A 23,150-nucleotide genomic window follows, 5' to 3' on the forward strand; every position below is an offset into this window, starting at 1 on the left:
ACACAAAAGTTTTTAGTAAATATATCTATTATAAGTGCCTTGGCGTAAGCTTTGGCACTTTGTCAATATTATGGATAATTAGAAAGGCACAAAATGAATACAGAAATAGAATCCACTTTAGAACAGGAAATTCAGCCTAAACCAAAGAAATGGCCAATAGTTCTTAGCCTGATTATCGGTCTTGCTTTAGGTGTAGTCATTACCTATGTAGGTCTTCTTAGGATTGCATATAATAACAGGTCTAAGATAGAAGAGGCATCCTCAGATGTAATTGAATCTCTCAATAATGATAAGATTACAGGAAACCAGGGAATGTTATCAAAGGTTTCTGCTAGTAAGCTAGAAACTATAATCTATATATTAGAAAACTACTATTATAAGGATATTGATAAGGAGGCTATGGTAGACGGTGTGTATAAGGGCATTGTAGGCAGCCTCGATGATCCTTATTCTGATTATTACACAGAGGATGAATACAATGATTTGATGCAGACTCTTACTGGTAACTATGCAGGTATAGGAGCTCTTCTTCAAAAGGACGTTAAGACCGGGGAGGTTACCATTACTAAGGTGTATGATAATACCCCAGCAGAAAAGGAAGGCTTGCTTGCTGGAGATAGCATAGTATCTGCTGATGGTAATTTGGCAGTGGATGAGGATTTGGATATTTTTGTTCAGCATATCAGAGGTGAGGCTGGAACAGATGTAAAACTTGTAATCAACCGTGATGGAGAGAAGCTAGATATTAAATGTACAAGAGCTTCTATTGCAACTCCAACGGTTGAGCATCAGATGCTTAAGGGCAATGTTGGATACATAGCCGTTTCTCAGTTCACTGAGCACACCTATGATGATTTTGTAGCAGCCTACGAGGATTTGGAAAGCCAAGGCATGGAAGCTATCGTATTTGATATGAGAAATAACGGTGGAGGACTTGTGGATTCCGTTGTAGATATATTAGATTATATCCTGCCAGAGGGCACAGTTGTGTACACAATGGATAAGGCAGGCAACCGTGAGGATTACACATCCAAGGCATCAAGCTACAAATCAATTCCAATTACTGTTCTTGTAAACGAAAACACTGCATCTGCAGCGGAGATTTTCACAGGAGCAATCAGGGATTTTGATTATGGTACAATAATCGGTACAACCACATTTGGTAAGGGTATTGTTCAATCTACAATTCCTCTTGAAGATGGTTCAGCCTTAAAGCTTACAACTCAGACCTATTACACACCAAGTGGCGACTCCATCCAAGGCAAAGGAATTGACCCAGACGTGGAACTTGAGTACGAGTTCCTAGGTTCTAAGGACGCCGAATACGACGTAACCCTAGACAACCAAATCCAAAAAGCCCTAGAGGTCTTATCCTCTAAATAACGTGTTTTTGACAAGCTACCAAGCATGAATGCATATAGATAGCAAGTAGCTATCAAGCGTGAACACCTATAAATAGCAAGTAGCTATCAAAAATGAGAAATACAAAGTGAGACATCCCGTCGAGCGTGTATTTCTCATGTTTGAGAGCGTAACTTGCGAGGGTAGAAGTAAAGTGCTTGAGAGCGTAACTTGCGAGAGAAAGAGGTGATTTTCGTGATAGAACTAGATCAGTTCAAGCAGCGACTAGCGTCGCAAAAAAATTCTATGACGGAAGTGAGGGATTCACTTTGACGTCGCAGCTAAGAAAGCTCGCATAGAAGAGCTAGAGCGTGAGATGGAGGCTCCAGATTTTTGGACAGATGCAAGCACATCTACCATGAAGATGAAACAGCTTAAGTCTATGAAGGATGATGTAGCTGTAATAGATAAGATAGAAGATTTATATACGGAAATAGAAGATTATATTGAGCTTGGCAATGAAGAAGAGGACCAGGAGATTGTAGATACTGTTGCAGTTTTAATAGAAGAGTTTGAAGAATCTCTTGAAAAGCTAAGGATGAAGACTTTGCTTTCTGGCGAATATGATGGAAATAACGCCATCGTTACACTTCATTCAGGAGCCGGTGGAGTAGAGGCCTGCGACTGGGTACAGATGCTTTATAGAATGTATAGCCGCTGGGCTTCAGATGAAGGCTTCGAGGTAGAAGAATTAGATTATCTTGAAGGTGATGAGGCTGGAATCAAATCCGTTACCTTCCAGGTAAATGGCGAGAATGCCTACGGATTTTTAAAATCTGAAAAGGGTATTCATAGATTGGTTAGAATCTCCCCATTCAATGCACAGGGTAAAAGGCAGACATCCTTTGCTTCATGCGATGTTATGCCAGAAATCAATGAAGATGTTGATGTAGAGATAAAGGATGAGGATATCAGAATAGATACCTATCGTTCTTCAGGTGCAGGTGGTCAGCATATTAATAAGACCAGCTCGGCTATACGTATCACACATTTTCCAACAGGAATAGTGGTTACATGCCAGAACGAGCGAAGCCAGCATCAGAATAAGGATAAGGCTATGCAGATGTTAAAGACTAAGCTTCTTCTTTTGAAGCAGGAAGAAAATGCTGCCAAGGCCAGTGGCATCAGAGGAGAGGTTTCTGAGATAGGCTGGGGTAATCAGATTCGTTCCTATGTGCTTCAACCATATACTATGGTTAAGGATTTAAGAACAGGTGAAGAAACTGGAAATGCAGATGCTGTTTTAGATGGAAAAGTAACTCCATTTATGAATGCTTATCTTAAGTGGCTTTCGCTTGGATGTCCAGATAGAGGAAATTTAGATACAGATTAACTTGCTTTATAGATTAATTAATGTTATTATCTTCTGAACGAATACAAATGTATTCGTGGGAAAGACACCTACGGAGGGATTATGTCGGAGAAAACTACCTATTATGTTTTAAAAGAGAAGGCTGTACCTGATGTATTACTTAAGGTTGTTGCAGCAAAAAAGCTTATAGAAGAGAAAAAATGCTCTGTCCAGGAAGCTACAGAAATAATAGGAATCAGTCGTAGTTCTTTTTATAAGTACAAAGACGACATTAATCCATTCCATGAGGACACCAAAGGTAAGACGGTTAATGTGGTTATTCAGCTTTTGGATGAGCCTGGTATTTTATCTCGAGTGCTTGATGAAATTGCGCATTTCAAGGTTAATATCTTGACCATACATCAAAGTGTCCCTGTTGGAGGCTCCGCTTCACTCACTCTTTCTGTCAAGATTCCAGAAACAGGTGTTGATTACGCCGATTTGGTTTCTGCCATAGAGAACGTGGAAGGTGTTCATTACGTAAAAATTTTAGCAAGGGAGTGACAACATGAAAGTAGCAATTATGGGATATGGAACCATCGGTTCTGGTGAGGCAAAAGTATTGTATACTAACAAAGACATAATTACTGAGAGATTAGGCGAATCGTTGGATTTAAAATACATCCTTGATTTAAGAGATTTCCCTGATGACCCACACAAAGATTGTTTTGTTAAGGACTACAAGGACATTGTCAAAGACAAAGAGGTAAAGCTTGTAGTTGAGACCATGGGTGGCGTTGAGCCTGCATTTACATTTGTAAAGGCGATGCTTGAATCAGGTAAATCAGTTACCACCTCCAACAAGGCTTTGGTTGCCGACAAGGGCGCAGAGCTCATGAAGATTGCCAAAGACAATGGAACGAATTTTGTTTTTGAAGCTGCTGTTGGCGGAGGAATTCCAATTATTCGTACTCTTACAGCATGTCTGACTGGTGATGTTATTGAAGAGATTGCTGCTATATGTAATGGCACAACCAATTATATGCTTTCTAATATGGAACAGTTTGGAAGTGACTACGACCAGATTCTTTCCGAGGCACAGTCTTTAGGCTATGCTGAAAAGGACCCTACAGCAGATGTAGAAGGTCACGATAGCTGCCGCAAGATTGCAATCCTTACATCTATAATTGCTGGCAAGAATGTTGACTATAAGGAAATTCCTACAGAAGGTATCAGCAAGATTTCTGCAACAGATTTTAAGTATGCTAAATCTATGGGATATAGCATCAAGCTTGTTGCAAGAGCTGTTAAGAAGGGTGATACATATTCATGTAGAGTAGCCCCATATTTAGTAAAGCCAGATCAGATGCTTTATCATGTTTCTGGTGTTATGAATGCAGTTGCAGTAGTTGGCAATATGCTTGGAGAATCTCTATACTATGGCGCTGGCGCAGGTGCACTTCCTACAGCATCAGCAGTAGTAGGCGATTTAGTATTCCTTGCAAGAAATACAGACAAGCACGTTCGAATCGGCTGGGCTAACGAGCACTTACAGCTTGCTGATTCAAACGAGCAGCGCTTCAAATACTTTGTTCGTACATCAGCATTGCAGTCTAATATCGAAAACGAATTCGGCAAAGTTCGCTACACCGATTTAGACTTAGATGACGAAACAGCCTTCATCACCGAAGAAATGACCGAAGCCGAATTCGCCGAGCGCAAAGCCGCATTAGGCGGCGTCATCAGCGTGATACGTTTCTTCTAGGAAATATTTTGGTAACTGTAAAATTTAGATGAGCATTAATAGTAGACAATTATTATTTTACTAAAGCGAATCATGTTAGATGAGCGTAGTGAAATAATGATTGTCTACGTAATTAATGCGGACTTGGAGATATTATGTATATTACTTGTTTAGATTTAGAGGGCGTTTTAGTTCCAGAAATATGGATAGAATTTGCCGAAGCCTCAGGCATTCCAGAATTAAAGAAGACAACAAGGGATGAGCCAGATTACGATAAGCTTATGCGATATCGTATTGATATTTTAAATGAGCATGGCCTCGGTCTTAAAGAGATTCAGGATACAATTTCTACAATTGATCCACTTCCAGGCGCTAAGGAATTCTTGGATAAGCTAAGAGCTAATGGCCAGGCAATTATTGTTAGTGATACATTTTCACAGTTTGCCATGCCGCTTATGAAAAAGCTCGGCTACCCAACAATCTTTTGCAACGAGCTTGTAGTTTCAGAAGATGGTAAGATTACAGGCTATAAGATGCGCTGCGAAAACACTAAATACACTACAGTTAAGGCTCTTCAGTCTTGCGGATTTGAAACTATTGCCAGCGGCGATAGCTATAACGATTTGGGAATGATAGAGAATTCTGCTGCAGGCTTCTTATTCAGAAGCACAGAAGAAATCAAAAAGTCTCACCCAGATATTCCTGCATTCGAGGAATATGATGATTTATATAATGCTATTATGGCAGCACAGAAGTAAAAGCAAGAAGTCATATAAAAATTAAACTTAAATCATAAAGCAATCAAGAATTATCTTGGTTGCTTTTTTAGATGTAATATTTGTAAATTGAATTTTAAAAACAAGGAATGATTGAAAATCTTATGATATACTAATAACTGGGCGAGTTATGACATTAAATTATATATTTCAACAATTCGGAGGAAGCTAAAATGGCAGATAAGACCAATGCTAATATTGGATTTGAAAAACAACTGTGGGATGCAGCTTGTGTTCTTTGGGGACATATTCCTGCAGCAGAATATAGAAAGGTTATAATTGGGCTTATTTTCCTTAGATATATTTCTGCAGCTTTTGATAAGCGCTATCAGGAGCTTGTAGATGAAGGTGATGGTTTTGAGGATGACATGGATGCCTACATCATGGAAAATGTTTTCTTTGTACCAGAGGAAGCTAGATGGAGTACTATATCAGCTGCTGCTCATACACCTGAGATTGGTACAGTTATTGACAATGCTATGCGTGCAATCGAAGCTGACAATAAGGTTCTTAAGAATGTATTACCTAAGAATTACGCCAGTCCAGATCTTGATAAGAGAGTTCTTGGTGAAGTTGTAGATATATTTACTAATAATATTGATATGAGTGACACTGAGGCAAGTGAAGATTTGCTCGGACGTACTTACGAATACTGTATCGCGCAGTTTGCAGAAAAGGAAGGTGTAGGTGGAGGAGAATTCTATACACCATCAAGTGTAGTTAAGACATTAGTTTCCATACTTAGACCATTTGAAAACTGCCGTGTGTATGATTGCTGCTGTGGTTCGGGCGGTATGTTTGTCCAGAGTGCAAAGTTTATAGAGGCTCATTCTGGCAATAGAGGCTCTATCTCTGTGTATGGTCAGGAAGCAAATGCTGATACTTGGAAGATGGCTAAGATTAATATGGCAATCCGTGGTATTGATGCAGATTTTGGGCCTTATCAGGCTGATACATTTACAAATGATTTGCATCCTACACTTAAGGCTGATTTCATTCTTGCTAATCCACCATTTAATTATCATCCTTGGAATCAGGAAAAACTTCTTGAGGATGTTAGATGGAAATACGGACTACCTCCAGCAGGAAATGCCAACTATGCATGGATTCAGCATATGATTCATCACTTAGCTCCTAATGGAAAGATTGGTTTGGTACTTGCGAATGGAGCTTTATCTACACAGACAAGTGGTGAAGGAGAGATTAGAAAAAACATAATAGAGGATGATTTGATTGAAGGTATTATTGCAATGCCTACTCAGTTATTCTATAGCGTTACTATTCCGGTAACACTTTGGTTTATTTCTAAAAATAAACAGCAGAAGGGAAAAACACTGTTTATAGATGCCAGAAATATGGGCCATATGGTTGATCGTAAGCATCGTGATTTTGATGATGAAGATATCCAGAAGCTTGCGGATACATTTGAAGCTTTTCAGAATGGAACACTTGAAGATGTTAAAGGCTTCTGTAAGGTCGCAACTACAGAAGAGATTGAGAAGCAGGATTATATTCTTACTCCAGGTAGATATGTAGGCATTGAAGAGCAGGAAGATGACGGTGAGCCATTTGAAGAAAAGATGGATAGATTAACATCTGAGCTTTCTGATATGTTTGCAAAATCTCATGAGCTCGAAGACGAGATTAGAAGAAAGTTGGGGGCTATTGGATATGAAATCTAATTGGACAATAAAAAAATTATCAGATATTGCTGAGTTCAATCCTAAGGAACGACTTTCTAAAGGAACAGTTGCAAAAAAAATAGCAATGGATAAGCTTCAGCCTTTTTGTAGGGATGTTCCAGAATACGAAAACGTAGCATTTACAGGAGGTTCTAAGTTTCGTAATGGGGATACTATTATGGCTAGAATTACTCCATGTCTTGAGAATGGTAAAACAGCTAAGGTAGCTATTCTTGACGATGGTGAAGTGGGATTTGGATCAACTGAATACATTGTATTTAGAGCAAAGTAAGAAGTTGATGAAGATTATTTATATTATTTAGTATGTAGTCCAGAGGTAAGAGAGCCTTCAATAAAATCAATGGTGGGTTCATCTGGAAGGCAGAGGGTTCAGACAGATGTTGTTCAGAATTTGGAAATTTTGGTTCCTACGTACGCTGAGCAAAAAGCTATTGGAGCAACATTAAAATTATTAGATGACAAAATAGCTTTAAACAATAAAATAAACGATAATTTAGCGGCTTAAATATCTAGTTCGGTGACATCAATTTCACCGGACATCAAACGTGGCAAAAGTATATCCCTTAAGGCTGATAATCGTTCATTTTCTGAACGATTATTAAGGTATTCTTGAATCATTGGCTGAACTTGCTTTTTCCATTGCAATTGCCTATCTATTGGCGGACATTGAAATGGAATCTTTTTAAGGTTGGTTGCAGGTTGAGCAATTGATGGTACACCTGTTTGATTAGCATAAGAAAGTAACTCATGCTGTCCAATTGCGCTGTGAAAAAACATAAGTAGGAATTCAGGAACAACTTTTGTTTCATCACATCGTAAATAGAATTGACGCTGTGATAGTACATAATAATCATATTTAGAACCATCAGGAATCATTGATACTTGTCCAATATTCCCAGCATGAGTAAATATGAGATCATGAGGGTACACAATTGAATTTTTCAAACGTTCAGCATGTTCTTCTGTTATGTAGTTGAATTCTGGTTCTTCCAAGAAATACCCTCGCAGATGGTTTCCACTAATAATAGGCACACCTTCTGGAACGAAAGTAGATACTTTAATGTTTGAACCAAAAGGACCCATGGCCACTTTCTCTGCTACATCAAGAATAGTTGCTGTTGGCCAATTATTATCCTGAATAAGGTGTCCATATAAAGCTATTACTTGCTGAAGTAAATTATCGTTTAGTGCATGAAAATGATTGAAAGGATTTGTTTTATGAATGATTTAATAAAATATACAAATACAAATGATATTATGAATGATGCGTGTAATATCATTGAAAGTGCACAGCGAGTGGCGATTCAATCAGCTAATATTTCTTTGGTATTAAGAAATTGGCTTTTAGGAAAGCGTATTTCTGAGGAGGAATTAAAAGGCGAGGATAGGGCTGAATATGGCTTGGAAGTTGTAAAAAGACTTTCTGATTCACTTACTGAAAAGTATGGAAAGGGTTTTAGTAAGAGAACGATTTATAAGTTTTTACAATTCTATAAGACATTTCCAAAGATTGTGCCGACAGTGTCGGCACAATCAGTAGAGAATGGAATTGTGCCAACACTGTCGGCACAATTGCTGTCATGGTCTCATTATGAGCGTTTACTACAGGTTGAGGATAAGGATGCTCGCGAATGGTATGCAAAGGAAGCGTATGAGCAGACTTGGAGTATCAGAACTTTGAGCAGAAATATTTCAACTCAGTATTATTATCGATTGTTGAAATCACAGGATAAAACTGGTGTTGAAAATGAAATGATAGAACTGACAAGACCATTACAGGACAAACTTGAATTCATTAAGAATCCTGTTATAGCTGAATTTCTTGGGATGCAAGAAAACACATCTTACTATGAGTCAGATTTAGAACAGTGCATTATTGATAATCTACAGAAATTCCTTATGGAACTTGGAAAAGGATATGCGTTTGTTGCAAGGCAGCAGCATATACATACCGATAAGGAAGATTATTATATTGATTTAGTGTTTTATAACTATCTTTTAAAGTGCTTTGTTCTAGTGGATTTAAAAACTGACAAAATAACACATCAGGATGTTGGGCAGATGGATATGTATATCCGAATGTATGATGAGTTGAAAAAAGCTCCAGATGATAATCCAACTTTGGGTATTGTATTATGCTCGGAGACGGACGAAGATATTGCGAAGTATTCCGTACTTCATGAAAATGAACAACTATTTGCTTCAAAGTATAAATTATATCTTCCAACTGAAGAAGAACTAAGGGCAGAAATAGAAACGCAGAAACAATTTTACTATTTGCAGAGAAAAGATAAGGAAAAAGAGTAAATAAAACTCTCATAGGCGGCGGGAGTAAAAATACGGAACTGCCGCCCGTATCGTTCTTATATATAAGGAGTAACGATATGAGAGATGAATTAATTGCTGAAGTAGTCCAGAGAATGTTGCCATACCTTGATAACAAGCAATTGGTAAATTTGCAAAACAATTTAAATCAAGTTTTTCAAAGATATGATGTGGAACTTATTAAGGATAGCAACTCAGAAAATGATAACCAAGAATTAGTTAAAAAATTTATTTCAGCAAAAAGAGTAGAAGGTTGTTCTGAAAAGACGCTGAAATATTATTTGGCAACAATTGAAGCCATGAATAGCAGTTTGGAGAAAGATGTAAGAATAATCAAAACAGAGGATTTAAGAAAATATCTTACAGATTATCAGATTCAAAATGGCTCAAGTAAGGTAACTATTGATAATATACGAAGAATTTTATCAAGTTTTTTTGCGTGGCTGGAGGACGAAGATTACATCATAAAAAGCCCTGTTAGGCGTATTCATAAAGTTAAGACAGTAAGTAATATAAAAGAAACTTATACAGATGAAGAACTTGAAGTGATGCGTGACAATTGTGAAGAATTAAGAGATTTGGCAATTATAGACATGCTTGCATCAACAGGCATGCGTGTGGGCGAGATGGTTTTATTGAACCGCGCTGATTTGAATTTTAATGAGCGTGAATGTATTGTTTTTGGTAAAGGTAGTAAAGAGAGAATAGTATACTTTGATGCTAGGGCAAAATTGCATTTGCAAGAATATTTGAAAAGTAGAGTAGATGAAAATCCTGCATTGTTTGTGACATTAAGAGCACCATATAAAAGGATACAAATTGGTGGAATTGAGAATAGATTGCGAGAACTTGGAAAAAGTCTAGAGATAAGTAGGGTTCATCCGCATAAATTCAGAAGAACATTAGCGACAATGGCTATAGATAAAGGAATGCCTATAGAACAATTACAAAGATTGCTCGGGCATCAGAGGATAGATACGACCTTGCAGTATGCAATGGTTAAACAGAGTAACGTGAAGATTGCTCATAAAAAATATATAGGATAGAAAGGCAAATAGATGAGTAAATGGAAAACTTGTACCATTGGTGATATAGGTACGGTAGTTGGTGGAGCGACACCTCCTACGAAAAAAGAAGAAAACTATTTAGATGGAACAATATCATGGATTACTCCGAAGGATTTAGCTGGATTTTCTGGTAGATATATATCTAGAGGAGAAAGAAATATAACAGAAATAGGTTTAAATAGCTGTTCCACACAGTTGATGCCAGCGCATACTGTCCTTTTTTCTTCAAGAGCACCGATTGGTTATGTGGCAATTGCAGAAAATGAAGTATGCACAAATCAGGGATTTAAAAGCGTTATTCCAAATACAGATACTGATTATATGTTTCTATATTATTTGCTTAAATATAATAAAAATAAGATAGAGAATCTTGGTAGTGGCACTACATTTAAGGAAGTTTCAGGATCCACAATGCGTAATGTTGAAATTAAGGTACCTGAAACTATAGAAGAACAGAGAAAGGTAGCATCTATATTATCCGCAATTGATGACAAAATAGAAAATAATAATGCAATAAACGATAATCTTGCCAATTTAAGAGATGCCTTATTACCTAAGCTTATGTCTGGTGAATTAGATGTCTCTGAACTCGACATCTAAGCTGCTAAATTATCGTTTATCAGAGGAACTCAATATGACTAAACAACATACAGCAAAACAACATTTTGTCCCTCGATTTTTGTTAAAACATTTTTCTTGTGATGAGAATCATGTGTTTGTTTTAAACAGGATGATTGACAAAATCTATAGAACGACAGTTGATAGTATCTGCTATGAGAATGATATTTACGATGAAAAGTGGAAAGATGTTATCGAGGAATTAGGCAAATATGTTTTAGATAATCAAATAGAAGAGTATTTTGCTGATTTAGAATCCAAAACATCACCTTTAGTTAAGCATATAATAGCATTGATTAAATCTGGAACGCATAATGTTAAATTATCAAAAGAAGAACATGACATTATATCAGAGTTTATAACAACGTTGTATTTAAGGAATCCTTATACGTTGAAATCTATTATAGATTATTATGACGGTGTTGAAGATGAGCCAGATTGTGAAGCAATGATGTACGTTGTAGATTACCTTTTCTCTACAGCTAAATGGGGTAGTCCAATGTCATTACTAGTTTATTCTAAGAAGGCTGGAATATTTAGTAAGGAAATCGAAGGAAGTCCATATAACGTAGAGTATGAAAAGATAAGTAATATGAAGTACATATTCTGGTATGCAAAAGAAGGAGGTATTATTACATCATCGTTTCCGCTGCATATCATGTCTGCCGATGGTGAACGTGCAGAGCGTATCATATGTCCGCTTTCAAATGAAGTTGCACTAGTATTATTTGATTCAATGCCATATCCTATGAAAGAGGGGATGGTTATAGAGATTGATGAAGATAATCTCAAATGGAATATGAACTTTTTTTATAGAACGTATTCAAAAGAAATGGCGAGATTATTTATAGCAAAAGACGAGGAAACACTTAATCGAATCAAAAAGAATTGAGGGGTTTATTATGACAGCATTTTACACAGAAGCTGATTACGAAAATTCAATAATTGAGCTTTTTCAAAACATGGGATACAGATATCTATATGGTCCTGATGTGGAAAGAGATTTTAACAGCCCTATTTATGAACCAGAACTAGTGGAAGCGTTAAATAGGATTAATCCAGATATGCCCTCTGATGCAATTAATGATGCGCTGTTTAAGCTTAAAAATTTCGAGAATGCTGAACTTGTTCAAAAGAACGAGCTGTTTATGGATTATCTTCAGCATGGAGTAGAAGTACGTTATACAGCTAAGGGTGAAGAACGCTCAGGCTTAGTGTATCTTGTTGATTATAATAATCCTTCAAATAATTCTTTTATAGTGGCTAATCAGTGGACATTTGTTGAAAATAGCAACAAACGTCCTGATGTTTTATTATTCTTAAATGGTCTTCCTATTGTTTTAATTGAATTAAAATCCCCATCTCGTGAAGAAACCAATGCATCAGAAGCATATCTCCAAATTCGTAATTACATACATGAGATTCCATCTATGTTTATATATAATTGTATTTGCGTCATGAGTGACCAGCTTACATCCAAGGCTGGTACTATTACATCAGGTGAAGATAGGTACATGGAGTGGAAGACCAAGGATGGTAATTACGAGAACACTCAGTATGCACAGTTTGACACGTTCTTTGAGGGTATGTTTGAGAAAGAACGTTTACTTGATATTATTAAGAATTTTATATGTTTCTCAAGTGATGGTATAAAACGTGCAAAGATTTTAGCTGGATATCATCAGTATTTTGCTGTAAACAAGGCTGTTCAGTCTACAAAGCATGCAACATTAACAGATGGAAAAGGTGGTGTTTTCTGGCATACACAAGGTAGTGGTAAATCATTATCCATGGTTTTCTACGCTCATCTTTTACAGGAAGCACTGGATAGTCCTACAGTTGTTGTTCTTACAGATAGAAATGATTTGGATAATCAGCTCTATGGACAGTTTGCAAAGTGTAAGGATTTCTTGCGCCAAGAACCAGTTCAGGCTGAAAGTAGGGAGCATCTAAAGAGATTATTAGATGGTCGCAAGGCTAATGGCATCATTTTTACCACTATGCAAAAATTTGAAGAATCTGATGAGCCTCTATCAGAACGTAGAAACATTGTAGTAATGGCGGATGAGGCCCATCGTGGACAATATGGCCTTAGCGAAAAGGTAGATGCTGAAACAGGAAAAATAAAAATTGGTACCGCTAGAGTTATTAGAAACAGCCTGCCAAATGCAACATATATTGGCTTCACAGGTACACCTATTTCTTTAAAAGATAGAAGTACTAGAGAGGTATTTGGAGATTACATCGATATATATGATATGACACAAGCTGTTGAGGATGGTGCAACTCGCCCTGTCTATTATGAAAGCCGTGTAATAAAGCTTAAACTTGATCCAGAAACCATAAAGCTTATTGATTCTGAATATGATATCATGGCAAATAATGCAGACCCAGAGGTTATAGAAAAGAGCAAGCGTGAGCTTGGTCAGATGGAAGCAATTCTTGGAAATGATGAAACAATAACATCACTTGTGAAGGATATATTACATCACTATGAGAACTATAGAGAAAACTTATTGACAGGTAAAGCTATGATAGTAGCATATTCTCGTCCAATTGCTTTAAAGATATATAAGCGAATATTAGAGCTAAGACCTGACTGGACCAAAAAGGTTGCTGTCGTAATGACAGATAGTAATAAGGATTCAGAAGAATGGAAATCTATTATTGGAAATAAACGTCATAGAGATGAACTTGCAAAAGAATTTAAGGATAATAAAAGTGAACTGAAGATAGCAATAGTTGTAGATATGTGGCTAACTGGATTTGATGTTCCATCATTGGCAACCATGTATGTTTATAAGCCAATGCTGGGTTATAATCTAATGCAGGCAATTGCCAGAGTAAATCGTGTATTTGGCGATAAAGAAGGTGGTCTTGTAGTTGATTATGTAGGTATTGCATCTGCATTGAAGGCTGCTATGAATGATTATACTGCTCGTGATAAGAAAAATTATGGTGATACAGATGTAGCTACTGTTGCTTATCCTAAGTTTTTGGAAAAGCTTTCAATATGTCGCGATATATTCCATGGATATGATTATTCGGGCTTCCTTTCAGGTTCTGACTTAGATAGGTCTAAAGCTATCAGTGGTGCTGTAAACTTTATTGTTGCGCCAGCAAAGGAAGAGGAACGTAACACATTTCAAAAGGAATCGTTGCTACTTAGACAAGCGCTTTCCTTGTGTTCATCATTAGTAGAAGAACAATTGAGAATAGAGGCGGCATTTTTTGAGTCTGTCAGAGTACTTATAATGCGACTTATGAATCAGGGAGAGGGAAGGAAGATATCTTTACCTGAAATGAATGAGCGAATTAATGCACTACTTAGTCAGAGTATAAAGAGTAATGGTGTTATTAATCTTTTCTCTGATGTTAACGGTGATTTTTCTTCATTTGATCCTAAGTTTTTGGAAGAGATTTCAAAGATGAAAGAAAAGAACTTAGCTGTTGAACTTTTAAAGAAATTGATAGCTGAACAGGTTATTATTTATAAGCGGACCAATGTAGTAAAATCGGAAAAATTTAGTGAGATTATTCAACAGGCTATGAATAGATATCTTAATGGAATGCTTACAAACGAGCAAGTTATCGAGGAATTATTAAATCTAGCTAAACAGATTCAAACTGCTCAAAAGGAGGGAGAAAAGCTGGGACTTACACCAGACGAATTGGCATTTTATGACGCCCTTACCAAGCCTCAAGCCATTAAAGATTTCTATGAGAACGAGGAACTTATCGCGTTAACTAAAGAGCTAGCTGATGCTCTTCGTAAGAACAAGACTATAGATTGGCAAAAGAGAGATTCTGCAAGAGCCAAAATGAGAATGATGATAAAGAAACTTTTGAAGAAGCATAAATATCCACCCGAGGGAATGGATGATGCAGTGCAGACTGTTATGAATCAGTGTGAGCTCTGGACAGACAATAACGATATGAGTGATGAGCGCGTTGATAATTATTCTAAGAGATTAGAACAATATGTTGATGAGGTAATGAATTTCTAGGAATTCAAAATCGTGACAATTGTATATGTAGGGATATATGATAAGTGTTTTTAGAGAGTAAGAAAAAACACTTATAAAATGTAAGTGTAAATCTTGGTAAGACAAAAGTCGCTTACTCGGACGGAGAAAAAGTTAAGTGGATTCTGCCTTTATCTTTTAAAAGCTTACTAATTTGGCATTCAGTTAAGTGTATTAAGACAAGATGCTGTTTCCACTTATAAATTTTATAAGTGTTTTGTAGCGTTCTTTCAATTACGCTTATTTTACATGTAAAATAGTGCGTTTTTAGCTGATTGGGTCTGAATCCACTTAACTATTTTTTGAAGGACGTAGGTGTATATTTTCAAGGACGAAAAAACACTTAATTATTGTCACAAAGGTATGTGGAACTTAAAGAATCTAAAAAAATTATAAGAAAGAAGATACTGCCACTTACTGTATAAGTCTGTAGGATATGGATTATTTTATGTAGGTGCTATAATATGCAGCATGGGTTGAGTGAAGGTGTTCAGAAAAAGAGGTTTTTTGTGCAATCTGTATTTATTCCGGACCTCGGATTTATTGAATGGTCACAAAAATAGTAAATATGTACAGAAAACGTCTAAATTGTGAAAATAATATGTTGATATTTACCCAAATGTGAGTTATTATGTATTTACAAAAGTTAATAAACGCCCGTGAGAGAAGAGAATGTGGCTGTGAAAAAGAGATGAGCTCTTTGGTTCTATAGGCATGTTCTTTTTTTGTGCCTAAAAGGATGAAAAATAAGGGTATTTAAGGAGTATAAATTATGCATAGAGCTTTCATCGAAAAACTGGAGGCAAATCCAGTTATAGCAGCCATAAAGGACGACAAGGGATTGACAAAGGCTGTTGAAACCGATTGTGAAATAATCTTTATATTATATGGGGATGTTTGTACGATTCCTGGAATTGTACAGCAAATTAAGGATTCAGGCAAAATCGCAATGGTTCACCTAGACCTTATAACAGGTCTTAACAACACCAAAGAAATCTCAGTTGACTTTATCAAGAATAATACTAAGGCGGATGGTATTATCACCACCAAGGGTAATCTTATCTCAAGGGCAAAGGAGTTAGGTTTGTACACAGTGCTTAGATATTTCGTGATTGATAGCATGGCTCTTGTGAATATTGAAAAGCAAGATCGTCACGGAGTATCTCAGCCGGATGTCATCGAAATCCTGCCTGGTATAGTACTTCCTAAGATAATCAAAAAGGTGAACGCTGTTAGCCGTGTTCCCGTTTTGGCAGGAGGACTTATCAGCGATAGGGATGATGTAATGAACGCGCTAAATAATGGGGTGCTTGCTGTATCTACCACTAACGAGGCGGTATGGCAGCTTTAGATGCGTTCCCTTTCTCCTGATAACTTGACTATAGCCACAAGGCAAAAGAAGGAGGAGTAATAATGGCAAAATACGTAATGGCGCTAGATGCCGGCACAACAAGTAACAGATGTATCCTTTTTAATGAAAAAGGCGAGATGTGCTCTGTTGCACAAAAGGAGTTTACCCAGTATTTCCCACAGCCAGGTTGGGTAGAGCATGATGCTAATGAAATCTGGCAGACACAGCTTTCTGTAGCACGTGCAGCTATGCAGAAGGTTGGCGCTTCAGCGGAAGATATCGCAGCAATCGGTATCACAAATCAGCGCGAGACGGTTATTGTGTGGGATAGAGCAACAGGTCAGCCTATACATCATGCAATTGTATGGCAGTGTCGTCGTACAGCGGATTTCGCTGAGCAGATGAAGGGCAAGATTCCAGGAATTGTTGAAAAGTTCCAGCAAAAGACAGGTCTTAAGTTTGACCCATACTTCTCAGGTACCAAGATTCGTTGGATTCTTGATAATGTTGAGGGCGCTAGAGAAAGAGCGGAAAAAGGCGAGCTTTGCTTTGGTACTGTAGATTCATGGTTAATCTACAAGCTTACAAAGGGCAAAGTACACGTAACAGATTATTCTAACGCTTCAAGAACATTGTTGTTCAATATCAACACACTTGAGTGGGATGATGAGCTTTGTCAGATTCTTGAGATTCCAAAGAGCATGCTTCCAGAGGCTAAGCCTTCCAGCTGCATCTATGGTGAGTCTGACCCAGAATTCTTCGGTGGTCCTATTCGTATTGCAGGTGCTGCAGGTGATCAGCAGGCTGCATTGTTCGGACAGACATGCTACAACGAAGGCGAAGCTAAGAACACATACGGAACAGGTTGCTTCATGCTTATGAACACAGGTGAGAAGCCTATCTTCTCTAAGAACGACCTTCTTACAACTATCGCATGGGGATTAGATGGTAAGGTTACATACGCACTTGAAGGCTCTGTATACGTTGCTGGTGCTGCAATCCAGTGGCTCCGTGATGAGCTAAAGATTGTTGATTCTTCACCAGATTCAGAGTACTTCGCTACTCGCGTTAAGGATACAAACGGATGCTACGTTGTACCTGCATTTACAGGTCTCGGTGCTCCATATTGGGATCCATACGCACGTGGAGCTATCACAGGACTTACCCGTGGTGTTAACAAATATCATATTATCAGAGCAACACTTGAATCACTTGCATATCAAACCTATGATGTACTTCATGCTATGGAGCTTGACTCAGGCAAGCATCTTACATCACTTAAGGTTGACGGTGGTGCATCAAACAACAACTTCTTGATGCAGTTCCAGTCAGATATTATCAACACTAACGTTCTTCGTCCAAGCTGCGTTGAGACAACAGCTATGGGAGCAGCATACTTGGCAGGCCTTGCAGTTGGCTACTGGAAGAGCAAAGAAGACGTTATCAAGAACTGGGCAGTTGATAAAGAATTCAAGCCAGAGATGTCAGACGAAACTCGTAACAAGTGCATCAAAGGCTGGTCACAAGCCGTAGCCGCAACCCGCGGTTGGGCTAAGGAATAATAGGCTTCCCCCTTTGGGGGAAGCTGTCACCGAAGGTGACTGATGAGGGCGCGTAGTTAATATAAAAACTAAATATTAGGGGGTAATGTATATGTCAGTATATTTGGGAGAATTTATTGGTACAATTATTCTTGTTTTACTCGGCGATGGAGTTTGCTGCAATGTAAACCTGGAAAAATCAGGTTTCAAAGGCGGCGGTGCAGTCCATATCCTTATTGGTTGGGGAATGGCGGTTATGGTTCCAGCCTTTGCAATGAGTAGTTTTACAGGCTGTCCATCAGCATTCAACCCAGCAGTTACAATTGGCATTGCACTTAGAACTGGGGACTGGAGCACGGTTCCTGGACAGATTGTTGCACAGCTTCTTGGCGGTTTTGTAGGAGCAGCAATTCTTATCCTTCTATATCATGATCACATCAATGCAACAGGTCATGATGATACAGTTAGAGGATGCTTCTGTACAGCACCTTCTATCCCAAACCCAGTACTTAACTTCCTTTCTGAGTTTGTAGCAACATTTGTACTTGTATTCACACTTGCTCTTATTCCAGGAGCAGCTGGCGAGTCAAATGTTTCATGGGTACTTGTTTATGGTGTAATCGTAGCTTGCGGTGCTTCATTCGGCGGTCTTACAGGATACGCAATGAACGCAGCAAGAGATTCAGCTCCACGTTTGGCATATCAGCTTCTTGCACCAAACTTTGGTAAGAAGAATGCTAACTGGGGATATGGCTGGATTCCACTAGTAGCACCTATCTGTGGCGGTGTTGTAGCTTCACTTCTTTACAACGCACTTGCAGCAGCTCAGATGTTTGGCTAAAAAGTTAACCATTTTTTATCAACCTATATAAGTATTTCAGTATTCAATACTGGAACCATTTTTAAAAACTGAACTATTGTATACACTGAGGATTGGAGTCGGTATTGAACGCATGATGAGATGCGTCTAATTGCCGACTCCTTCTTTAGTTGTAAAAACTAATTAAGTTAGGAGATTAAATTATGTTGTATGATGTCATAATCATAGGCGCAGGCGTTTCTGGCAGCGCAATTGCGAGGGAACTTTCAAGATACGAAGCAAATGTCTGTGTTCTAGAAAAATGTGAGGATGTTTGCGAAGGAACATCAAAGGCCAATTCAGCAATTGTACATGCAGGATTCGATGCAGCTGCAGGCTCATTAATGGCTAAATTAAATGTACGTGGAAATGAAATGATGGACGACCTCTGCCGAGATTTGGATATCCCGTTCAAGAGAAATGGTTCCATGGTTGTGTGTATCCACAAGGAAGCTTTGGGAGGACTTCAGGACCTTTACGATAGAGGTATCAAAAACGGCGTTAAGGATATGAAAATCCTAACTCGCGAAGAGGCTTTGGAGCTTGAACCAAATCTTTCTGATAATGTTGAAGGAGCTTTGCTTGCACCAACAGGTGGCATCATCTGTCCATTCAAGCTCAACATTGCAATGGCAGAGAACGCTAACGTGAATGGTGTTGATTTCAGATTTAACACTAAGGTGGAAGACATTAAAAAGGATGAAGAAGGATTATGGCATATTCGCACTAACAATGGCGAGTATGTAACAAAATATGTTGTTAATGCAGCAGGTGTTTATTCAGGCGTAATCCACAATATGGTAAGCAAGGATGATGACAAGATTGAAATCATCCCAAGGCGAGGAGATTACTGCTTGCTTGATAAGGAAGTTGGTACTCACGTATCACATACAATCTTCCCTCAGCCAACAAATCTTGGTAAGGGCGTGCTTGTATCACCTACTGTTCATGGCAATCTTATTGTTGGCCCAACTGCTATTGATATCGATGATAAAGAAGGAACAAATACAACAGCAGAAGGCATTGGTGATTTAATTGCAAAGGCAAATGATCATGTTAAGAATCTTCCTATGAGAAAGGTTATTACATCATTTGCAGGACTTCGTGCCCATGAGGCAAGACACGAATTTATCATCGGTGAGGTAGATGGAGCACCACACTTTATTGATTGCGCAGCTATCGAATCACCAGGACTTACATCATCTCCTGCAATTGGTGAGATGGTAGGAAATATGTTAAAGGATATGATGGGACTTTCTAAGAAGGCTAATTGGATTAGCACTAGAAAGGATATATTAAATCCAGCAGATTTATCAATTGAAGAAAGAAATGAACTAATAAAGAAAAATCCAGCTTATGGAAATATTATTTGTAGATGTGAATCAATTTCAGAAGGAGAAATTCTAGACGCTATCCACAGACCACTTGGAGCTCGTTCCCTTGATGGTGTTAAGAGAAGAACACGTGCTGGTATGGGAAGATGTCAGGCAGGCTTCTGCTCACCAAAGACAATGGAAATTCTTCACAGAGAACTAGGTCTTCCTTATGAGGAGATTACAAAGAGTGGTGGACGTTCAAATATCGTAATGGAACGCACCAAGAATCAGAAGGGAGGCAACAACTAATGACAAATTATGATATCGTAATCGTAGGCGGTGGCCCTGCAGGTCTTGCAGCAGCTGTTTCCGCAAGAAATGCTGGCGTTGAAAAAATCCTTATTTTAGAGCGAGATAAGGAATTAGGAGGAATCCTAAATCAGTGTATTCATAATGGCTTTGGTCTTCATACATTTAAGGAAGAGCTTACAGGTCCAGAATATGCATATCGTTTTATCGAAAAGGTTTTAGATGCAAAAATCGAATATAAATTAAATACAATGGTAATGGATATCTCTAAGGATAGAGTTGTTACAGCCATGAGTCGTGAAGATGGAATGTAACAGATAAAAGCAGGGGCAGTTATCCTTGCCATGGGATTTCGTGAGCGTCCAAGAGGAGCCTTAAACATTCCAGGTTACAGACCTGCAGGAATCTTTTCCGCAGGTACAGCACAGCGCCTTGTTAATATCGAAGGCTATATGCCAGGCCGTGAGGTGGTAATCCTGGGCTCTGGTGATATCGGACTTATCATGGCTCGTCGTATGACACTTGAGGGGGCAAAGGTAAAGGTTGTAGCAGAGCTTATGCCATACTCAGGTGGATTAAAGAGAAATATCGTACAGTGTCTGGATGACTTTGGTATTCCACTTAAGCTTAGTCACACTGTTGTAGATATCGAGGGTAAGGAGCACCTTACTGCTGTAACTATCGCAGAGGTTGATAATCATGGCAAGCCAATTCCAGGAACAGAAGAAAGATACACCTGTGATACTTTACTTCTTTCTTGTGGACTCATTCCAGAAAACGAGCTTTCAAGAAATGCAGGGGTAGAGATGAGCCCAATTACAAGCGGCCCAGTTGTAAACGAATCCCTTGAAACTAATATCCCAGGCGTGTTTGCCTGCGGCAACGTACTTCACGTACATGACCTTGTTGATTACGTTTCAGAGGAAGCAGACAGAGCTGGTAAGAATGCTGCCAAATTTATCAAGGGCGAGCTTGCAGAAGGCTCTTCAAATGAAATTGAAATCGTTGCAACAGAAGGTGCCCGCTACACAGTTCCATCTACAATCGATGTAGATAGAATGGACGACAAGCTCACTGTTAGATTTAGAGTAGGGGCAGTGTACAAGGATTCTTATGTAAGTGTTTACTTCGATGATGAAAGAGTAATGCATAACAAAAAACGAATCATGGCACCAGGCGAGATGGAGCAGGTAATCCTTCTTAAGGATAAGCTTACAGAGAAACCAGGCTTAAAGAAAATTACAGTAAAGATAGAAAATCAGTAAAAGGAGGGCGAAGATTATGGAAAAAAGAGAACTAACCTGTATCGGCTGCCCAATGGGCTGCCAAATCACTGTAGAACTTGAAAATGGTGAGGTAACTTCTGTCACTGGAAACACCTGCGGCATTGGGGACAAATATGCCAGAAATGAGGTAACACATCCAGAGCGCACTGTTACTTCCACATCAATTGTTCTAGGGGGAGATAAGCCACGTGTATCAGTAAAAACTGCAAGCAACATTCCAAAGGATAAAATCAACGCTGTCATGAAAGAAATTGATTCAGCTGTAATGCACGCTCCAATTCACATTGGAGACATTGTTGTTAAAAACGTCTGTGGCACCGGCGTCAACGTCATCGCCACCCGAAACGTAGAAGCAATCTAAGTCAAAAGCCTTCCCCGCGAGGGGAAGGTGCCCCTTAGGGGCGGATGAGGTGTCTTTACAAAGTTGCTAACAAATTGAATTTTATATATACTTAACTAGAATAATAATCCTAGGAGAGTATACATGAAAAAAAGAATCATCGGCCTTGATATCCTCCGCGATATCGGTGTCATTTTTATTTTTTTATATCATTTCTGTATCGAATATATTAATCTGGCTCAGGGAACAGATCCTCTGATGCCATCTCTTAATTATTTCGCAAATATATGGGCTCGCCCAGCCAGCCTGTTTTTATTCATCATTTCTGGTTATGCTCTTATGTATAACAAAGAAAACATCCTTCCATTAAAGGATTATTACATCAGAAGATTCAAAGGTCTTTATATACCTTTTTATATCGCATATACGATAATGTTTCTTGCCTACTTTGCAGTAAATAATGTTGCAGCAGGCTCAACCTCACCAATGTATATGTTCGTATTTACGATACTTGGTGTGGATGCACTTGTTCAGGAAATGAGTGGAGGTCTTGGTTTTTACCTTATAGGCGAGTGGTTCATGTCCTGCATAGTTCTTTGTTATCTGCTTTTCCCACTATTGGCAAAGCTTATGCAAAAATTTAAATATATCCTTTTAGCACTGCTGATTATTTGGAGCGGATGTCTGTTATTTATAAATAATCCATTCCCAATTCAGGTAGAGCACAATCCATTATTTGTACTTTTGTACTTCTATATAGGAATGCTGCTCTATGCTTTAATTGGTCACAAGGAAATCTCAAAATCATTTAGAATCATCGGCACTGTTATTTCAGTGGTAATATTTATATACCTGTTAATCGCAGGCTACACAGCCTTTGTGGATGTGCTTCCAGCAAAAGCCTTCGAGGTTGTATGTGCCATCTGGTCACTTGCCATGTTTATAGCTATAAAAGATGTTGACATTTCACCTGACAAGAAATCCTACCAGTGGATAACTTATATTTCCGGTATTAGCTGGAATGTTATTTTAGTACATCACATGATAATTATTTTGCTGTTTAGGCATTATGATATTTCTCTTTACAGCAGAAGAGAAACCTTTACAATGTTGCTATTAGCCCTTGCTCTTACATGGGCATTTGCGCTATTAGTAGGCAGCTTATCTAAAAAGCTAAAAAATCATTCAAAATAAGATT

At 38.3% G+C, this 23,150-nt stretch carries 19 protein-coding genes and 2 pseudogenes; 20 read left to right on the plus strand and 1 reads right to left on the minus strand.

Annotated features, from left to right (window positions below; translation table 11 throughout):
* Nucleotides 1–93: 93 nt before the first annotated feature.
* The 8 genes and pseudogenes from IJ535_RS04000 to IJ535_RS04035 form a co-directional block, all read left to right on the plus strand.
* Entirely contained in the window at nucleotides 94–1,383 is a 1,290-nt protein-coding gene (locus tag IJ535_RS04000) for a S41 family peptidase (RefSeq protein WP_294299120.1), read from the plus strand.
* Nucleotides 1,384–1,596: 213 nt separating this feature from the next.
* Nucleotides 1,597–2,734 (plus strand): peptide chain release factor 2 gene (gene prfB / locus IJ535_RS04005; protein WP_294299123.1). Its coding sequence is split into 2 segments (ribosomal slippage): nucleotides 1,597–1,671 and nucleotides 1,673–2,734, totalling 1,137 coding nucleotides; the frame shifts between segments, so codons are not numbered across the junction.
* Nucleotides 2,735–2,815: 81 nt separating this feature from the next.
* Nucleotides 2,816–3,256: an ACT domain-containing protein gene (locus IJ535_RS04010; RefSeq protein WP_294289633.1), complete on the plus strand. Its 441-nt coding sequence runs from the start codon at nucleotides 2,816–2,818 to the stop codon at nucleotides 3,254–3,256.
* 4 nt (nucleotides 3,257–3,260) lie between these two features.
* Nucleotides 3,261–4,457: a homoserine dehydrogenase gene (locus IJ535_RS04015; RefSeq protein WP_294299127.1), complete on the plus strand. Its 1,197-nt coding sequence runs from the start codon at nucleotides 3,261–3,263 to the stop codon at nucleotides 4,455–4,457.
* A gap of 134 nt (nucleotides 4,458–4,591) precedes the next feature.
* Entirely contained in the window at nucleotides 4,592–5,194 is a 603-nt protein-coding gene (gene thrH, locus IJ535_RS04020; RefSeq protein WP_294299130.1) for a bifunctional phosphoserine phosphatase/homoserine phosphotransferase ThrH, read from the plus strand.
* 191 nt (nucleotides 5,195–5,385) lie between these two features.
* Nucleotides 5,386–6,894 (plus strand): type I restriction-modification system subunit M, encoded by a 1,509-nt coding sequence (locus IJ535_RS04025; protein WP_294299133.1) that lies wholly within the window; start codon nucleotides 5,386–5,388, stop codon nucleotides 6,892–6,894.
* On the plus strand, nucleotides 6,884–7,186 hold the full coding sequence (locus IJ535_RS04030) for a hypothetical protein (RefSeq protein WP_294299136.1): 303 nt from the start codon (nucleotides 6,884–6,886) through the stop codon (nucleotides 7,184–7,186). Before IJ535_RS04025 ends, IJ535_RS04030 begins: the two co-directional genes overlap by 11 nt.
* 24 nt (nucleotides 7,187–7,210) lie before the next feature.
* A pseudogene (locus IJ535_RS04035) lies at nucleotides 7,211–7,420 on the plus strand (restriction endonuclease subunit S); the annotation flags it as partial.
* On the opposite strand, the gene IJ535_RS04040 reads toward IJ535_RS04035, so the two are convergent.
* Complete coding sequence (locus IJ535_RS04040) at nucleotides 7,417–7,998, minus strand: restriction endonuclease subunit S (RefSeq protein ID WP_294299139.1); 582 nt, start codon at nucleotides 7,996–7,998, stop codon at nucleotides 7,417–7,419. The pseudogene IJ535_RS04035 and the gene IJ535_RS04040 overlap by 4 nt on opposite strands.
* Before the next feature lie 135 nt (nucleotides 7,999–8,133).
* Here IJ535_RS04040 and IJ535_RS04045 point away from each other — a divergent pair, with 135 nt between their 5' ends.
* From IJ535_RS04045 to IJ535_RS04100, 12 genes and pseudogenes are all read left to right on the plus strand, one after another.
* Nucleotides 8,134–9,222, plus strand: coding sequence for a PDDEXK nuclease domain-containing protein (locus IJ535_RS04045; protein WP_294299141.1), 1,089 nt, complete (start codon nucleotides 8,134–8,136; stop codon nucleotides 9,220–9,222).
* A 77-nt stretch (nucleotides 9,223–9,299) separates the two neighbouring features.
* Nucleotides 9,300–10,286 carry a site-specific tyrosine recombinase/integron integrase gene (gene xerA / locus IJ535_RS04050; RefSeq protein WP_294299143.1) on the plus strand — a complete coding sequence of 329 codons (987 nt, stop codon included), beginning with the start codon at nucleotides 9,300–9,302 and terminating at the stop codon, nucleotides 10,284–10,286.
* 12 nt (nucleotides 10,287–10,298) lie between these two features.
* A complete protein-coding gene (locus IJ535_RS04055) occupies nucleotides 10,299–10,907 on the plus strand; it encodes a restriction endonuclease subunit S (protein ID WP_294299146.1) in 609 nt (202 codons plus the stop codon).
* Nucleotides 10,885–11,817 carry a DUF4238 domain-containing protein gene (locus tag IJ535_RS04060; RefSeq protein ID WP_294299148.1) on the plus strand — a complete coding sequence of 311 codons (933 nt, stop codon included), beginning with the start codon at nucleotides 10,885–10,887 and terminating at the stop codon, nucleotides 11,815–11,817. The genes IJ535_RS04055 and IJ535_RS04060 overlap by 23 nt, the downstream gene beginning before the upstream one ends.
* 10 nt (nucleotides 11,818–11,827) lie before the next feature.
* Nucleotides 11,828–14,932: a type I restriction endonuclease subunit R gene (locus tag IJ535_RS04065; RefSeq protein ID WP_294299151.1), complete on the plus strand. Its 3,105-nt coding sequence runs from the start codon at nucleotides 11,828–11,830 to the stop codon at nucleotides 14,930–14,932.
* Nucleotides 14,933–15,722: 790 nt separating this feature from the next.
* Nucleotides 15,723–16,301 (plus strand): glycerol-3-phosphate responsive antiterminator, encoded by a 579-nt coding sequence (locus IJ535_RS04070; protein ID WP_294289628.1) that lies wholly within the window; start codon nucleotides 15,723–15,725, stop codon nucleotides 16,299–16,301.
* Nucleotides 16,302–16,363: 62 nt separating this feature from the next.
* On the plus strand, nucleotides 16,364–17,863 hold the full coding sequence (glpK, locus tag IJ535_RS04075; protein ID WP_028242153.1) for a glycerol kinase GlpK: 1,500 nt from the start codon (nucleotides 16,364–16,366) through the stop codon (nucleotides 17,861–17,863).
* A gap of 91 nt (nucleotides 17,864–17,954) precedes the next feature.
* Nucleotides 17,955–18,683 (plus strand): MIP/aquaporin family protein, encoded by a 729-nt coding sequence (locus tag IJ535_RS04080; RefSeq protein WP_294289624.1) that lies wholly within the window; start codon nucleotides 17,955–17,957, stop codon nucleotides 18,681–18,683.
* Between the two features lie 185 nt (nucleotides 18,684–18,868).
* Nucleotides 18,869–20,326: an NAD(P)/FAD-dependent oxidoreductase gene (locus IJ535_RS04085; protein ID WP_294299193.1), complete on the plus strand. Its 1,458-nt coding sequence runs from the start codon at nucleotides 18,869–18,871 to the stop codon at nucleotides 20,324–20,326.
* Nucleotides 20,326–21,591: pseudogene (locus IJ535_RS04090) on the plus strand (NAD(P)/FAD-dependent oxidoreductase). Before IJ535_RS04085 ends, IJ535_RS04090 begins: the two are co-directional and overlap by 1 nt.
* 16 nt (nucleotides 21,592–21,607) lie before the next feature.
* Complete coding sequence (locus IJ535_RS04095; protein WP_294299163.1) at nucleotides 21,608–21,973, plus strand: DUF1667 domain-containing protein; 366 nt, start codon at nucleotides 21,608–21,610, stop codon at nucleotides 21,971–21,973.
* A 123-nt stretch (nucleotides 21,974–22,096) separates the two neighbouring features.
* Nucleotides 22,097–23,146: an acyltransferase family protein gene (locus IJ535_RS04100; RefSeq protein ID WP_294299164.1), complete on the plus strand. Its 1,050-nt coding sequence runs from the start codon at nucleotides 22,097–22,099 to the stop codon at nucleotides 23,144–23,146.
* Nucleotides 23,147–23,150: the final 4 nt, after the last annotated feature.

It is taken from the genome of Pseudobutyrivibrio sp. (assembly GCF_017471675.1).
Taxonomy (GTDB): domain Bacteria; phylum Bacillota; class Clostridia; order Lachnospirales; family Lachnospiraceae; genus Pseudobutyrivibrio.

What these genes read in the sequence shown, in the direction of transcription:
- IJ535_RS04000 (WP_294299120.1), top strand. Translation starts at nt 94, where the DNA reads ATGAATACAGAAATAGAATCCACTTTAGAACAGGAAATTCAGCCTAAA.
- IJ535_RS04010 (WP_294289633.1), top strand. Translation starts at nt 2,816, where the DNA reads ATGTCGGAGAAAACTACCTATTATGTTTTAAAAGAGAAGGCTGTACCT.
- IJ535_RS04015 (WP_294299127.1), top strand. Translation starts at nt 3,261, where the DNA reads ATGAAAGTAGCAATTATGGGATATGGAACCATCGGTTCTGGTGAGGCA.
- thrH (WP_294299130.1), top strand. Translation starts at nt 4,592, where the DNA reads ATGTATATTACTTGTTTAGATTTAGAGGGCGTTTTAGTTCCAGAAATA.
- IJ535_RS04025 (WP_294299133.1), top strand. Translation starts at nt 5,386, where the DNA reads ATGGCAGATAAGACCAATGCTAATATTGGATTTGAAAAACAACTGTGG.
- IJ535_RS04030 (WP_294299136.1), top strand. Translation starts at nt 6,884, where the DNA reads ATGAAATCTAATTGGACAATAAAAAAATTATCAGATATTGCTGAGTTC.
- IJ535_RS04040 (WP_294299139.1), bottom strand. Translation starts at nt 7,998, where the DNA reads ATGGGTCCTTTTGGTTCAAACATTAAAGTATCTACTTTCGTTCCAGAA.
- IJ535_RS04045 (WP_294299141.1), top strand. Translation starts at nt 8,134, where the DNA reads ATGAATGATTTAATAAAATATACAAATACAAATGATATTATGAATGAT.
- xerA (WP_294299143.1), top strand. Translation starts at nt 9,300, where the DNA reads ATGAGAGATGAATTAATTGCTGAAGTAGTCCAGAGAATGTTGCCATAC.
- IJ535_RS04055 (WP_294299146.1), top strand. Translation starts at nt 10,299, where the DNA reads ATGAGTAAATGGAAAACTTGTACCATTGGTGATATAGGTACGGTAGTT.
- IJ535_RS04060 (WP_294299148.1), top strand. Translation starts at nt 10,885, where the DNA reads ATGTCTCTGAACTCGACATCTAAGCTGCTAAATTATCGTTTATCAGAG.
- IJ535_RS04065 (WP_294299151.1), top strand. Translation starts at nt 11,828, where the DNA reads ATGACAGCATTTTACACAGAAGCTGATTACGAAAATTCAATAATTGAG.
- IJ535_RS04070 (WP_294289628.1), top strand. Translation starts at nt 15,723, where the DNA reads ATGCATAGAGCTTTCATCGAAAAACTGGAGGCAAATCCAGTTATAGCA.
- glpK (WP_028242153.1), top strand. Translation starts at nt 16,364, where the DNA reads ATGGCAAAATACGTAATGGCGCTAGATGCCGGCACAACAAGTAACAGA.
- IJ535_RS04080 (WP_294289624.1), top strand. Translation starts at nt 17,955, where the DNA reads ATGTCAGTATATTTGGGAGAATTTATTGGTACAATTATTCTTGTTTTA.
- IJ535_RS04095 (WP_294299163.1), top strand. Translation starts at nt 21,608, where the DNA reads ATGGAAAAAAGAGAACTAACCTGTATCGGCTGCCCAATGGGCTGCCAA.
- IJ535_RS04100 (WP_294299164.1), top strand. Translation starts at nt 22,097, where the DNA reads ATGAAAAAAAGAATCATCGGCCTTGATATCCTCCGCGATATCGGTGTC.